This is a genomic window from Brevibacterium antiquum (genome assembly GCF_016107655.1).
Classification (GTDB): Bacteria; Actinomycetota; Actinomycetes; order Actinomycetales; family Brevibacteriaceae; genus Brevibacterium; species Brevibacterium antiquum.
This window is the reverse complement of the sequence record NZ_JABASX010000003.1, coordinates 286,438-299,732: the sequence shown is the minus strand read 5'-3', so window position 1 is coordinate 299,732 and position 13,295 is coordinate 286,438. Positions and strand designations below refer to the sequence as shown.

At 63.2% G+C, this 13,295-nt stretch carries 11 protein-coding genes; 7 read left to right on the top strand and 4 right to left on the bottom strand.

The genetic code is table 11. The features are described 5' to 3' along the window. The first annotated feature begins 138 nt into the window (after nt 1-138). Entirely contained in the window at nt 139-3,063 is a 2,925-nt protein-coding gene (gene leuS / locus JFC13_RS06840) for a leucine--tRNA ligase (RefSeq protein WP_198396338.1), read from the top strand. Between the two features lie 39 nt (nt 3,064-3,102). Further along, nucleotides 3,103-3,930 carry an ammonia-dependent NAD(+) synthetase gene (gene nadE / locus JFC13_RS06835; RefSeq protein WP_269770004.1) on the top strand — a complete coding sequence of 276 codons (828 nt, stop codon included), beginning with the start codon at nt 3,103-3,105 and terminating at the stop codon, nt 3,928-3,930. A gap of 34 nt (nt 3,931-3,964) precedes the next feature. On the opposite strand, the gene JFC13_RS06830 is transcribed toward nadE, so the two are convergent. Next, nucleotides 3,965-4,660: a hypothetical protein gene (locus tag JFC13_RS06830; protein ID WP_198396336.1), complete on the bottom strand. Its 696-nt coding sequence runs from the start codon at nt 4,658-4,660 to the stop codon at nt 3,965-3,967. 94 nt (nt 4,661-4,754) lie between these two features. Here JFC13_RS06830 and JFC13_RS06825 point away from each other — a divergent pair, with 94 nt between their 5' ends. The 5 genes from JFC13_RS06825 to holA all read left to right on the top strand — a co-directional run bounded on the left by JFC13_RS06825 (nt 4,755) and on the right by holA (nt 11,306). Then, entirely contained in the window at nt 4,755-6,062 is a 1,308-nt protein-coding gene (locus JFC13_RS06825) for a UDP-glucose dehydrogenase family protein (RefSeq protein ID WP_198396335.1), read from the top strand. Continuing rightward, nucleotides 6,059-6,934, top strand: a complete 876-nt coding sequence (locus tag JFC13_RS06820; RefSeq protein ID WP_232488279.1) for a DegV family protein — start codon at nt 6,059-6,061, stop codon at nt 6,932-6,934. The genes JFC13_RS06825 and JFC13_RS06820 overlap by 4 nt, the downstream gene beginning before the upstream one ends. A gap of 146 nt (nt 6,935-7,080) precedes the next feature. After that, complete coding sequence (locus JFC13_RS06815) at nt 7,081-7,938, top strand: helix-hairpin-helix domain-containing protein (protein ID WP_198396333.1); 858 nt, start codon at nt 7,081-7,083, stop codon at nt 7,936-7,938. Between the two features lie 40 nt (nt 7,939-7,978). Beyond that, nucleotides 7,979-10,258 carry a ComEC/Rec2 family competence protein gene (locus JFC13_RS06810; protein ID WP_198396332.1) on the top strand — a complete coding sequence of 760 codons (2,280 nt, stop codon included), beginning with the start codon at nt 7,979-7,981 and terminating at the stop codon, nt 10,256-10,258. 64 nt (nt 10,259-10,322) lie between these two features. After that, on the top strand, nt 10,323-11,306 hold the full coding sequence (gene holA / locus JFC13_RS06805; protein ID WP_198396331.1) for a DNA polymerase III subunit delta: 984 nt from the start codon (nt 10,323-10,325) through the stop codon (nt 11,304-11,306). A gap of 87 nt (nt 11,307-11,393) precedes the next feature. Here holA and rpsT read toward each other — a convergent pair whose 3' ends face one another. The 3 genes from rpsT to JFC13_RS06790 all read right to left on the bottom strand — a co-directional run bounded on the left by rpsT (nt 11,394) and on the right by JFC13_RS06790 (nt 13,219). Next, the gene (rpsT, locus tag JFC13_RS06800) at nt 11,394-11,654 is read right to left on the bottom strand and encodes a 30S ribosomal protein S20 (RefSeq protein WP_101618535.1); all 261 of its coding nucleotides are present in this window, start codon (nt 11,652-11,654) and stop codon (nt 11,394-11,396) included. A gap of 207 nt (nt 11,655-11,861) precedes the next feature. Beyond that, a complete protein-coding gene (locus tag JFC13_RS06795; RefSeq protein WP_198396330.1) occupies nt 11,862-12,440 on the bottom strand; it encodes a type II toxin-antitoxin system PemK/MazF family toxin in 579 nt (192 codons plus the stop codon). A gap of 11 nt (nt 12,441-12,451) precedes the next feature. After that, nucleotides 12,452-13,219 carry an endonuclease/exonuclease/phosphatase family protein gene (locus JFC13_RS06790; protein WP_198396329.1) on the bottom strand — a complete coding sequence of 256 codons (768 nt, stop codon included), beginning with the start codon at nt 13,217-13,219 and terminating at the stop codon, nt 12,452-12,454. Nucleotides 13,220-13,295 lie beyond the last annotated feature (76 nt).

The following is a 13,295-nucleotide window of genomic DNA, read 5'->3' as shown; positions in this document are numbered from 1 at the left end:
TTGTGAGGTGAAATCGCTCACGTTTGGAGGCTCAAAACCACTTCACGCCTCTATCTGGCAGTCTAGCCAAGTCGAAGCAGGGAATGTTCAGAGTACGATGGTCGAAACCCGCTCACGCCCAGTCAGTGAAGGAAGGTAATGACGACGAATCCTGAGGAGACCGGTTTCCGCTATGACGCGGTGCTGGCCGAGAAGATCGAGAAGTCATGGCAGCACACATGGGAACAGGCGGGAACTTTCCACGCGCCGAACCCCACCGGTGATCTGAGCCTGGCTGACGGAAGTCTCGGTCGACAGGATTCGGAGTCTGCCTACGCTCCGCCACAGGCCCTCGGTGAGCGTGAATCCCTCTACATCATGGACATGTTCCCCTACCCCTCGGGAGCCGGACTGCACGTCGGTCACCCCTTGGGATACCTGGGTACGGACGTCTACGGCCGCTATCAGCGGATGCGCGGGCACAACGTCATGCATGCACTGTCCTATGACGCCTTCGGACTGCCCGCCGATCTGTACGCGGTGCAGACGGGACAGCACCCACGCATCACGACGGATGCGAACATCAAGAACATGACACGTCAGCTGCGCCGGCTGGGGCTTGCCCACGACGCACGCCGCAGCTTCGCGACCACCGACGACGACTTCGTCCGGTGGACCCAGTGGATCTTCCTGCAGATCTTCAACTCCTGGTACGACCCGGAGGCAACCACCGAAGGAGAGGACTCCGTCGGTGCCGCACGGCCGATCACCACACTGGTCGAGAAATTCGAGCAGGGAACCAAACAGGCACCTGGCTCTCGTCCCTGGGCCGAGCTGAGCCCGGCGGAGCAGGAGAACATCCTGCAGGACTACCGCTTGGCCTACGTCTCGGAATCCCCGGTCAACTGGTGCCCGGGACTGGGCACAGTGCTCGCGAACGAGGAAGTCACGGCCGAGGGACTGTCCGAACGTGGCAACTTCCCGGTCTACACCCGCCGTCTGCGGCAGTGGAACATGCGCATCACCGCCTACGCCGACCGCCTCATCGACGACCTGGACGACTTGGACTGGCCTTCGGCCGTTCGCAGTATGCAGGTCAACTGGATCGGCCGCTCCAAGGGTGCCCTGCTGCGCCTGCCTGTGGCCGCATCAGATACCCAAGTCGAGGTCTATACGACCCGTCCGGACACACTCTTCGGCGCCACCTATCTCGTTCTCAGCCCAGAGCATCCGCAGGTCGCTGAGCTGACTGCAGCTGAGTGGGATGAGCAGACGCCCGATTCGTGGCGCGGTGGTCAGCCCAGCCCCGCCGAGGCGATCGCCACCTACCAGCGGGACGCGGCAGCGAAGACTGACGCGGATCGTCAGCAGAGCAAGGACAAGACCGGAATCTTCACCGGTTCCTATGCGATCAATCCTGCGACCGGTGAGCAGATCCCCGTCTTCGTCGCCGACTATGTGCTGATGGGCTATGGCACCGGCGCGATCATGGCCGTTCCGGCAGAGGATGCCCGTGACTGGGACTTCGCGAAGTCCTTCGGACTGCCCTACGTGCGCACGGTGCAGCCTCCAGCCGACCACGATGAGGACACTCCCTTCACCGGCGCCGGCGTGATGATCAACTCCGCCAACGACGAGATCGACATCAACGGTCTCGAAATCGATGCGGCGAAGGAGACGATCACCGCCTGGCTGGCCGGCCAGGGACTGGCTACCGAGTCGACCCAGTACCGACTGCGGGATTGGCTGTTCTCACGCCAGCGGTATTGGGGCGAACCGTTCCCGATCGTCTACAACGAGGCCGGCACACCCATCGCACTGCCCGATTCCATGCTGCCGGTGGATCTGCCCGAGGTCGACGACTTCGCACCTCGGACGTTTGCCGCCGATGATGCCGACAGCCATCCGGAACCTGCCCTGGGGCGCAATCGCGATTGGGTCGAGGTCGAACTCGACCTGGGCGATGGTCCGCAGAGGTACTACCGCGAGACGAACACGATGCCCAACTGGGCCGGATCGTCCTGGTACCAGCTGCGCTACGCCGACCCGCACAACAGCGACCGTCTCGTGGATCCGGTCAACGAGAACTACTGGCTGGGTCCACGCGAATCCAAGCCGCGCGGCGGCGCCGACCTCTACGTCGGCGGTGCCGAGCACTCGGTTCTGCACCTTCTCTACGCCCGGTTCTGGCACAAGATCCTATTCGACCTGGGCCACGTCACCTCGTCGGAGCCGTTCCATCGTCTGGTCAATCAGGGCTACATCCAGGCTTACGCCTACACCGACTCACGTGGGGTCTATGTCCCCGCCGCCGAGGTGGAGGAGAGGACCGATGACAAGGGCGAGTCGAGCTTCTGGTACGACGGTTCGCAGGTCAACCGTGAGTACGGCAAGATCGGCAAGTCGCTGAAGAACTCCGTCTCTCCCGATGAGATGTATGACGCCTACGGTGCTGACACGTTCCGCGTCTATGAGATGTCGATGGGGCCGATCGAGCAGGCTCGCCCGTGGGAGACGCGTGCCGTCGTCGGCGCGCAGAGGTTCCTGCAGCGCGTGTGGCGTCTATTCGTGGATGAGACCACCGGTGAGTCCGTCATCAGGGACGGTGCGGCCGATCCGGAGACGCTCAAGGTCCTTCACCAAGTCATCGACGGAGTCCGAGACGATATGGACCACCTGCGCTTCAACACCGCGATCTCGAAGCTGATCGTGCTCACGAACCACGCGACGAAACAAGGTGGAACCACGGCCGACGTCCTCGAACCGCTGGCCATCATGCTCTCGCCCTTCGCGCCGCACTTGGCCGAAGAGCTGTGGTCGAAGCTGGGACGCACATCGACGGTGACCTATGCGACCTTCCCCGTCGCGGACCCACAGCATCTGGTCGCCGACCAGGTCACCTGTGTCGTTCAGGTCAAGGGCAAGGTGCGTGCCAGGCTCGAGGTCGATCCCGATATCTCGGCAGAGGATCTGGAGAAGCTGGCACTGGAATCACCGAACGCCGTCAAGGCGCTCGACGGGGCCGGAGTGCGCAAGGTCATCGTTCGTGCGCCCAAGTTGGTCAATATCGTCCCCGACGCCTGAGCGTCGGCGTCTGCCCGGAAGGGTTGGAAACATATGTCAATGGAAGCCACACAGGACGAGATCCGGCACACCCTGGGTGTGAGGCCGACGATCGATCCGGTGACGGAGGTCGCTCGTCGCGTCGAATTTCTGGTCGACTACATCCTGACAACAGGCGTCAGAGGCCTGACCTTGGGCATCAGCGGCGGCCAGGATTCGACCCTGGCCGGACGCCTGTGCCAACTGGCGGTCGAGGAGCTGCGTCGGCGGGGAGCGAGAGCAGAATTCTGGGCGATCCGCCTGCCGCATCATGTTCAGGCCGATGAGAGCGATGCTCAGGATGCAATGGGATTCATCCGCGCCGACCACGAAATCGTCATCAATATCGGTTCGGCCACAGACGCGGCGGCGGCTGAATATGAGAACGCCACCGGAGACGCCATCACCGACTTCGGCAAGGGCAACATCAAGGCACGGATGCGGATGGTCGCTCAGTTCGAGCTGGCGGGGGAGAAGCGGCTCCTCGTCGCGGGCACCGATCACGCTGCCGAGGCGGTCACCGGCTTCTTCACCAAATTCGGTGACGGCGGTGCCGATGTGGTGCCGCTGGCCGGGCTGAACAAGCGGCAAGGTCGAGCACTGCTCGACCACCTCGGCGCCCCCGAACATCTGGTGCGAAAGGCACCGACAGCGGACCTGCTCGATGACGAACCGGGCCAGACTGATGAGTCGTCACTGGGAGTCAGCTATGACCAGATCGACGACTTCCTCGAGGGCAGAGACATCGAGAAGTCGGCTGCTGCGACACTCATCGAGAAGTACCGTGCCTCTGAGCACAAGCGTCGGACTCCGGTGACACCGACCGATTCGTGGTGGATCCGCCACTGACTCGGTGCCACTGACTTCGCGCCACTGACTTCGCTCAGGCGACGAGTCCGAGTTCCAATGCTGTCTGGTTGAATTCCCACCGAGCGGAGACGAACCTGTCGCCCAAGCTCTCGCCGCGGCTGCGTGCTTCTGTGTACTCTCTCCAGCCACCCTTGCGGGAGTCACCTGGACGGATCTCTCGCTTCGTCTTATCGTCAGCCAGCGGCCGGGTCTCTTCGTTCACCCAGATCGAGAGAGCCTCGGCTGCGCGATAGAGATTCATGAACGCAGTGTGCGAGCGCGAATTGTCGAAGCTGGACTTCGAGAATTCCTGCCTGAACGTGTGCAGCGGCTCGAGCTCATCGACTTCGAGCGTCCCGTAGGTCGCGTCGAGACGCAGCGACTGCACCAGACCGGCAGAATCCGGGAGCAGATCCAGGATCCGCTGTGCTCGCTCTTCGTCGGGAAGCGCTGTGACCTCTTCGTCGACGGGGGTCAGCCCCAGCGTGTCGAGGCGCCCGCGCTCGGTGCTCAGCAGCTGGCGCAGGGAATCGATCTGCCTCTGCGCCCGCCGCCATTCGCCATGGAACATGAGCAGGGCGCCGATGACTCCCAGGCACAGAATAAGGCCGAGGATCCAGGCGATCGGATGCAGTCCCGGCACAGCGAAGACCACGATGCCCAGAACGCTGAGCACCGCGAATGTCACCGCTGCCGGTGAGTTGGTCAGGAAATCAAAGAAACGCTTCACAATTCCAAGGGTACTGTTTCAACCTGCAGATATCGTGGAACCTAGTGGCATATAGTGTGGCTGAAATGCCGGGACGAAGCAGGGAGAACACGGGTTGAAGATTTCAGTCATCGGGTGTGGATACTTGGGCGCCGTGCATGCGGCGGCTATGGCATCACTGGGACACGAGGTCGTGGGCGTCGACGTCGACGCCGACAAGGTTGCGGCGCTGACCTCTGGTCGCCCGCCCTTCTTCGAGCCGGGCCTGAGTGAATTGCTGGTGAAGGGTCAGAATCTCGGCAGTCTCGAGTTCACCACCGACGTCTCGCGTGTCGCGGATTCGGCGATCCATTTCGTGTGTGTCGGGACACCGCAGAAGCCTGGGGAGTTCGCCGCCGATGTCGCGTATGTCGATGCCGCAGTGGATTCGCTGGTTCCCCATCTGACTTCGACGTCGGTGGTTGTGGGTAAGTCCACGGTTCCCGTCGGCACCGCTGAGCGTCTGGCCGCTGTGCTGGCTCCCACGGGTGCGTCTCTGATGTGGAATCCGGAGTTCCTGCGTGAAGGCCATGCCGTTGAGGACACGCTGCACCCGAATCGTCTGGTCTACGGCGTTGCTGTGGGTGAGGCCGGTGAGCAGGCCACGGCAGTCCTCGACGAGGTGTATGCGACGATGCTGGCGGACCAGACCCCGCGGATGGTCACAGATTTCGCGACGGCCGAGCTGGTCAAGACCGCTGCGAACTCGTTCTTGGCCACGAAGATCTCGTTCATCAATGCGATGGCTGAGCTGTGCGAAGCTTCGGGCGCGGACGTCACTCAGCTGGCGGATGCGATCGGGATGGATGATCGCATCGGGCGGAAGTTCCTCAATGCCGGCCTCGGCTTCGGTGGTGGGTGTCTGCCCAAGGACATCCGTGCATTCATGGCACGTGCCGGTGAGCTGGGGGCTGACCAGGCGGTGGCGTTCCTGCGTGAGATCGATTCGATCAACATGCGTCGGCGTGTGCGCATGGTCGACATTGCCCGGGATACCTTGGACGGCTCGTTCATCGGGAAGAAGATCACGGTCCTCGGTGCCGCGTTCAAACCCAACAGCGACGATGTCAGGGACTCTCCTGCTCTGGCCGTGGCACGGCTGATCGCGACGCAGGGAGGTGTGGTGACGGTGACGGATCCGCAGGCCATCGACAATGCCGCACGATCGTTTCCCGAGCTGAACTATGTGGCTGATGCCTCTCAGGCGCTGGCTGGTGCCGATGCGGTGCTGCTGCTGACGGAGTGGCAGGAGTATCGGGATCTTGATCCGGTCGCCACGGCGTCGCTGGTGGCGGGCAAGGTCCTCATCGATGGCAGGAATGTGCTGACACCGCAGGTGTGGCGCTCGGCTGGATGGACATATCGGGCTCTGGGCCGTCCATGAGAATCGGCCTGGTCACTGATTCGACGGCACAGCTGTCGGATGCAGAGGAAGCCTCGCTGCGTGAGATCACCGGTGATCTCTTCGCCGTCGTTCCCCTGACGGTGCTCGTCGGAGGGGTCGCCTTCACCGACGGGGAACTCGCCGCTGGAGACCTGTGCCGGAAGATGAACGAGGGCGCCGAGGTGTCGACGTCCATGGCGTCACCCGCCCAGTTCGCGAACGCCTATTCGACGTTGCTTGATCATGGTGCCGAGTCGATCATCACCGTGACCATGTCCGGAGATCTCTCCGGTACCCGCGACTCGGCCGTGGCCGCAGCACAGAACGAAGAGTCGCTGATCAATGTCGTCGACTCCCGAACCACCTCGGCGGGACTGGCCGGTGCCCTGGCGATCGCGGCCGCCGGAATCTCGCAGGGACACGACGTGGCAACGATCGCCGGCACAGTCGCCGATTGGTGCGCTGGCGAGACCCGAACCGCATTCGCTCCGGAGACCTTGGAGCATCTGCGCCGAGGTGGTCGCATCGGCGCCGCTTCCTCACTGTTGGGCCGGGCCCTGCAGATCGTTCCGGTGCTCGGGCTCAACGCCGGCGTCGTAGCTCCCGTCGCACGGGTCCGGACACGCACGAAGGCACTTGAGCGCATGGTTGCGCTGGCCGGTGAAGCCGCGACGGAGATCGACTCCGATGAGCAGGATGTCTACGTGGAGATCCAGCACGCGGACGGTGAACCCTCCCACCCTGATGTGGTCATGTTGCGCGAGAAGATCGAAGGTGCCGGTCTGCCGACGACATTTCGAACCTTGTCGACCATCATCACCGCCCATGTCGGCTCCGGCACGATTGGTATCACGGTCCAGACCAGACCCTGATCTCCTCACCGCAGTGCCACTCACGTTCGTTGAACTGTGGATGACGGGCCGACTCATGTGCGTTTGAGCTGTGGACCGGCGAACGGCTTCCACAGGCGGCATTTCGGCCCTGGCGCGATCGAAGCAGCTGCCCTTAGCTTGTCGACATGGCTGTCTCTCCCGATGATCGCTTCGCAGGCCTCATCAACTCCAGCGCCGAACGCGGCGGATGGGTCCCAGGAGACGTCTACGAAAGCGACAGCGACGGCGATGAGGAACCGGTCGAGCCGCGCCGAGTGCGCCTGCCGATCCTCGTCGCGCTGATTGTCGCTGCCATTGCTGTGCTCGTCATGGCCTTTCTCGTTCTTCGCCCGGCCCCACAGCATTCCGCCACTGGTGGCCAGGAGGGTCCGGCCCCCGGCGGAGGAGCGACCTCGACCGAGACGAAGACGGGAGCATCTCCAGGGCAGGACCAAGCTGCTGCAGACGAAGCCACATCCGCAGCCCAGAGTGCCGATCCCGGCACGGTCGTCGTCCATGTCACCGGAGCGGTGAACAGACCCTCCGTCGTGAGCCTGAGCGCTGGAGCTCGAGTCCAGGACGCTGTGGAGAAGGCGGGCGGACTGAAGGAACAGGCGGATGCGGAGGCCATCAACCTGGCTCGCGTCCTCCACGACGGCGAGCAGATCCACATCCCCGCCCACGGAGAGGAACCAGAACCCGCAGGCGCAGATCCCGGCAGTGCCGCATCGAACGCGGCAGGGGGCGCAGGGACCGGCAGTGAGGGAGACAGTGCAGGTGGTGCTCCCGGCAGTGGGGCTGCAGAGCAGGGCGCGAAGGTGGACCTCAACACTGCTGGTCTCGCGACTCTGGAGACGCTGCCGGGAGTCGGACCGGTGACGGCGGAGGCGATCATCGCCCACCGCGAAGAACAGCCCTTCACCAGCATCGACGATCTGCTGCTTGTCCAGGGGATCGGACCCAAGACATTCGAGAGCCTCAAAGATCGTGTCTCGGTCGGATAGGGCTCGGCGAGAGCGAGCGCACTGTTCGAAGGCTCGGTGGGTGAGAGACCGGTGGAGAGCCATACTCAGTTGGGCGTGCTCGGCTGCGAAGGTCTGGCCAGGATCCGTTCGCCTGCTCATCTGCGCGCTGGGGCTGTGGATCACCGCGCTGGTGGCTCCAGGGCCATGGGCGCTCCTCGTCGCTGCGATCCTCGTCGGTCTCGGCTTCCTCTGCCTGCGCAGACACCACCACCTGGGCGTGCTCCTCATAGTGTTCGCATGTCTGTTCACGGTTCAGACCACCATGCTCGGTGCCGGCCGCGGAACTGAAGACGTCACCTATGTGGAGGGCATCGTGGTCGGTCACAGCCAACCAGGGCCCTCGGGCTGGTCTCGGCTGACGGTGCTGACCTCGGGAGGCTTCACCGAGGTGCTCAGCCCCTCCGCTCCACCCGAAGGATCGCACGTGACCATGCGCACGGAGGCTCTCGACGACATCCGCATCAGCAGCAAAGATGCGACGGTCCTGCGCACACCGAACAGGCTGTGGCAGTGGCGAGGAGACCTGCGCATGCAGCTGCGACATGATTCCCTGGCCTCAGGACACAGCGGCGGTGCACTGCTGCCAGGCCTCGTGGTCGGTGACACCGAGCCCCAGGACGCACGGATGGAAGACGATATGCGTGTGGTGTCCCTGACTCACATTTCGGCTGTCTCAGGCAGCAATGTCACGATTGTCAGCCTCGGTGCCGGACTGCTGGCTGGACTGTGCAGGGCCGGTCCTCGGACGCGCGTCGGTGTCGGGGTGCTCACCTGTGTGGGGTATGTGTTCGTGGTCGGGTTCGAACCCAGCGCCATCCGTGCGGCGGGTATGGCGATCGCGGTCGCCCTTGTCTTCCTCCGTGGGGGAGGGATCTCACCGGTGGCGGTGATGAGTTCGACCGTGTGCATCCTGCTCAGCGTTGTCCCTGTGCTGGCGACCTCGGTGGGATTCGTGCTCTCCGTCGTCTCGACCGCCGCAATCATGTTCGTCGTTCCGATCATTCTGCGGCGACTGAGCCTGCGCCTGTCGATGGTCCCCGCCATTGTCCTCAGCGCACTCATCGTGCCCCTGGTCGCCCAACTGGCCTGCACCCCGGTACTCGTGGCCATCGACCCTCGGATCGGGCTGTGGTCGGTGGCAGCGAACGCCCTGGCCGCACCCGCAGTTCTGCCGGCCACTGTCCTGGGGTTCCTATCGCTGGTGTGCGGGGGACTCGGTCTCGTCGGTATCCCCGGACTGCTGTGGTGTGCTCAGCTTCCCGCCTTGCTCGGCTCGCTGTGCGCATGGTGGATCGTGGCCGTGGCCAGGATCTGTGCCGGACTGCCCGGAGCTGCCCTCGACTGGCCGGAACCGCCGTGGGGGACACTGGCCGCGCTCGGACTTCTCATCGTGCTGGGTGCAGGCTGCTGGCTGCTGATACGCAGAAAGCTGTGGGGAGTCCCGGTCGTCGTCCTCTGCATCTGCCTGACCGCACTGATCATCGTGGTCGGTCGGACGAAGCCACCGGCACACGATTGGTTGGTGATGATCTGCGATGTCGGGCAGGGATCGGCAACGCTGATCAACCTCGGCGAGGGCCGTGGCCTCGTCATCGACACGGGGAAGGACCCGAAGCCCGTCGACGTGTGCCTCGACGAGGGCAGGATCGAGGAGTTCGACCTCGTCATCTCCCACTTCGACGCCGATCACAGTGCCGGGTATGCCGGAACCACCTGGTCGCGGACCCTGCACCGCCTCTGGGTGTCCACCAACGTCAGCGGGGGAGAGGAGGTGCACAGAATCGTCGAGGACACCGGCGCCGAGGTGGTCCCGACAACGCGTGGACACACGTTCGACGCCGGTGGAGCCCAGATCGAGGTGCTCTGGCCACCTGCGCGAGAGATCACGGGGACAGAAGAGACCGCGGAGACAGAAGGGGCCGCGGCGACAGAGGGGACCGAAGTGCGCAATGAGGACTCACTGGTCCTCAGAGTCGAACAGAAGGGACTGAGCTACCTGGTCCCCGGCGACATCGGAGAAGACGAACAGTTCATCGTCGCCCAGAATCTCGAACCCGTCGACGTGCTCATCGCACCCCACCATGGCTCCTCCGACCTGTCGGAAGACTTCTTCACCGCCGCAGGCGCTCGCCTCGGAGCGATCTCAGTGGGGGAGAACAGCTACGGCCATCCCACCCCACGAGCCCAACGGGCCTTCGGCCCCGTCCCGGTTCTGCGCTCCGACCTCTGCGGCACCATCGCCGTCTATGCGAACGCGCAGTACAGTACGGGGCGAAGCTGCGGCGGTGATGGACAGTGACTCCTGCGGGTAGGCTCCGGCGACTGGCGCGCATCGAGTCCGTGGCTAACGATAGGCTTGGCGCATGGCAGTGAAGAAGACCCTGATCCCGTGGAGTTCCGCGAAGCCCGCGCCCGTAGTGATGATCTCCGGAAACGAGCCGGTGCTCATCCGCATGGCCAAGGATCGGATCGTCACTGCCGCGCGGAAGTCCGACCCGGAGGAGATCGAGTTCGACGCCGCCGGATACCAAGGCGGAGAGCTGCTCATGGCCGCCTCGCCCTCATTGTTCTCCTCCTCCAAACTCATCGTCGTCGACAGCGTCGAGAAGTGTTCGGAGGCATTCTTGGCAGATGCGCTCGCCTACCTCGATGAACCCAATGACGATGCCATCGTCCTGCTCCTTCACGGAGGCGGCAACCGCGGGGCCAAACTGGTCAAGAAGATCGAGGCGAACGGATTCCCCCGGGTCGATGCGACGCCGCTGAAGAACGAGAGCGACCGCGCCAAATTCGCCCAAGGACGATTCAAGGCTGCGAAGAGGCAGATCGACGAATCAGGGATGGCCGCGCTCATGTCTGCACTCGGGGCCGACCTGTCCGAACTCAATGCCGGAGTCGACCAGCTCATCGAGGACACCGACGGAACCATCACCGCGCAGATCGTCGACCAGTACTACGGCGGCCGAGTGGAGGCCACCGGCTTCAAAGTCGCCGACGCCGCGGTCGGAGGCGATGCGAAGAGCGCACTGAGCCTCCTGCGTCACGCACTGTCGACCGGGTCCGACCCGGTGCCCCTGGTTGCCGCGGTCGCGATGAAGCTGCGGTCGATGGCCAAGGTCCAAGGCTTCTCGGGATCGAGCGGCGAGCTCGCCTCGGAGCTGAAGATGGCTCCGTGGCAGGTTGACCGTGCCCGGCGCGAGGTGCGCCGGTGGAACGAAGTCGCCTTGGGGCAGTCATTGATCGCGGCAGCCGAAGCCGATGAGGCTGTCAAAGGCGGAGGCCGTGACCCGGTCTATGCGGTCGAATGGTTCGTCTCCGAAGTCTGCCGCCTGGCGCGTCAGCGCTGAGCGGTGAAGAGACTCTGAATGGTGAATAGATGAGGGGCCCGATCCAAACGGATCGGGCCCCTCGAAGCTATAGCCTCAGTGATCGACTCAGAGAGCGTTGATCTGCGTGGCCATGCGCGACTTGCGGTTCGCAGCGTTGTTCTTGTGCAGAACACCCTTCGAAACAGCCTTGTCGAGCTTACGGGCGGCAACAGCATAAGCCTGCTGTGCTTCGTCCTTGTTGCCGGCAGCAATGTTCTCGCGGACGACGCGGACATGTGACCGAACCTCGGACCGCACAGCCTTGTTGCGCTGGCGAGCCTTCTCGTTGGTTTCAATCCGCTTGATCTGTGACTTGATATTAGCCAATTTCAACACTCTTTCGTGTTAGTGGAACATGGTCGTGAGGGCACATCTGACCGACATACTCATCTCCGCGGGGAAACACATCGATGATATCGAGCCTGATGGCATCTTCACCCGACCTCAGCGAGACACACGCCTTTGATGAAGATACTCTCTCAACGATACAGGCTGATCCCGTCAGGTTGAAATTGTCGGTGCCCTGATTTCGGCTCAGCCGGCGTTGACGTTCTTCGCGACCTGTTCGAAGATCTCGCGAGGCATGATCGAGCCTTCGCGGCGGATGGTCTCCGGATCGAGGCGGATCACTCGGTCGAGTCGGATCTCGGAGGGCCTGCCCTGAGAATCCCAATCCCCGCTGCCGATGTTCATCCACCGGGCGTGGCGGTCTTCGCGGACCTCGCCGACTACGCCTGGGATGTGATCCTTGCTGGTGAGCATGAGTGAAAGCACCCAGCGACCGTCCTTGCCGATGACGAGGGAGGGACGGTCCTTGCCCTGGGAGTGGTCCTCTTCGAAGGGAACCCAGCCCCACACGACCTCTCCGGGATCGGCATCGCCGTCGAGGTCGGGGGCATAGGAGACATTGACCGCGCCGCGGTAGTCACCCGGATATTCACCGTCCTTCGCCGAGGCGGATCCCGACGACCGTCCATCGCTCTGAGAGGGACCGCTCGGGCGGGAGCCCGAATCCTGCGAGCCTGCCTTATTCCTCTGTGAATCTTTGTAGTATTTGAAGCCTTCTTTGACGCCGATCCTGACGACGCGACTGACCAGTGATTTCCAACTCATGTGCACTGATCCTAATCGACGTAGCGCAGAACCGCTTCGACCGGGAAATGGTCGGACGGGTACTCACCGTCGAGGTTGTATGTATTGATCCGCGTGGAGACTGTTCGCAGTCGCGGTGTCGTCAGGATCCAATCGATGCGAGGGTCGCCGTCCTGAGGGCCCCGGTAACGGTGGAATGTTCCGATGTCCTCACCTGGAACAATCGCAGCGGTGTCTGCGAGTCCCAGCTCAGTGCAGAAATAGTCGTAGACGGGGGAACCGGTGGCGACGTTGAAGTCTCCTGTGACCACGGACGGACCGGTCGCCTCGGCGAGATGGCCGGCCATGATCTTCCCTGATTCCAGACGAGCTTCCTCAGACTTGTGATCGAAGTGAGTGTTGAGCAGGCGCAGCGACTGCCCGGCGATACGATCCCGAAAGTCGACGACTGTCAGCGTCCGGGCGTGGGAGACACCCCAGGATTCGGACGCGACCGTCTCCGGCTGTTCGGACAGCCAGCTGATATCGACGGTATCGACGTCGAATCGCGATGAGTCGTAGATGACCGCGGTGAACTCACCCGAATTGCCGCCCGAATGCCCCTCACCCAACCAGATGTACTCATCGGGAAGCAGGCTGATGAGTGTCTCGAGCTGATCGAGCTCACCCTCCTGTGTGCCGATGATATGAGGGTGAGCCTGGGTGATGAGCTCGGCGGCGATGGGCAGGCGCTTGGCCACGGGATGGCCGTCCATCGCCGGATACCTGAGGTTGAAGCTCATGATCGAGAAATCGCTCATCGCTCAATCTTCGCCGATCGCCGCCGAAAGTGCAGGATCGGCACAGGGATTCTCAGCGAGTTCGAGCCGGTGACAA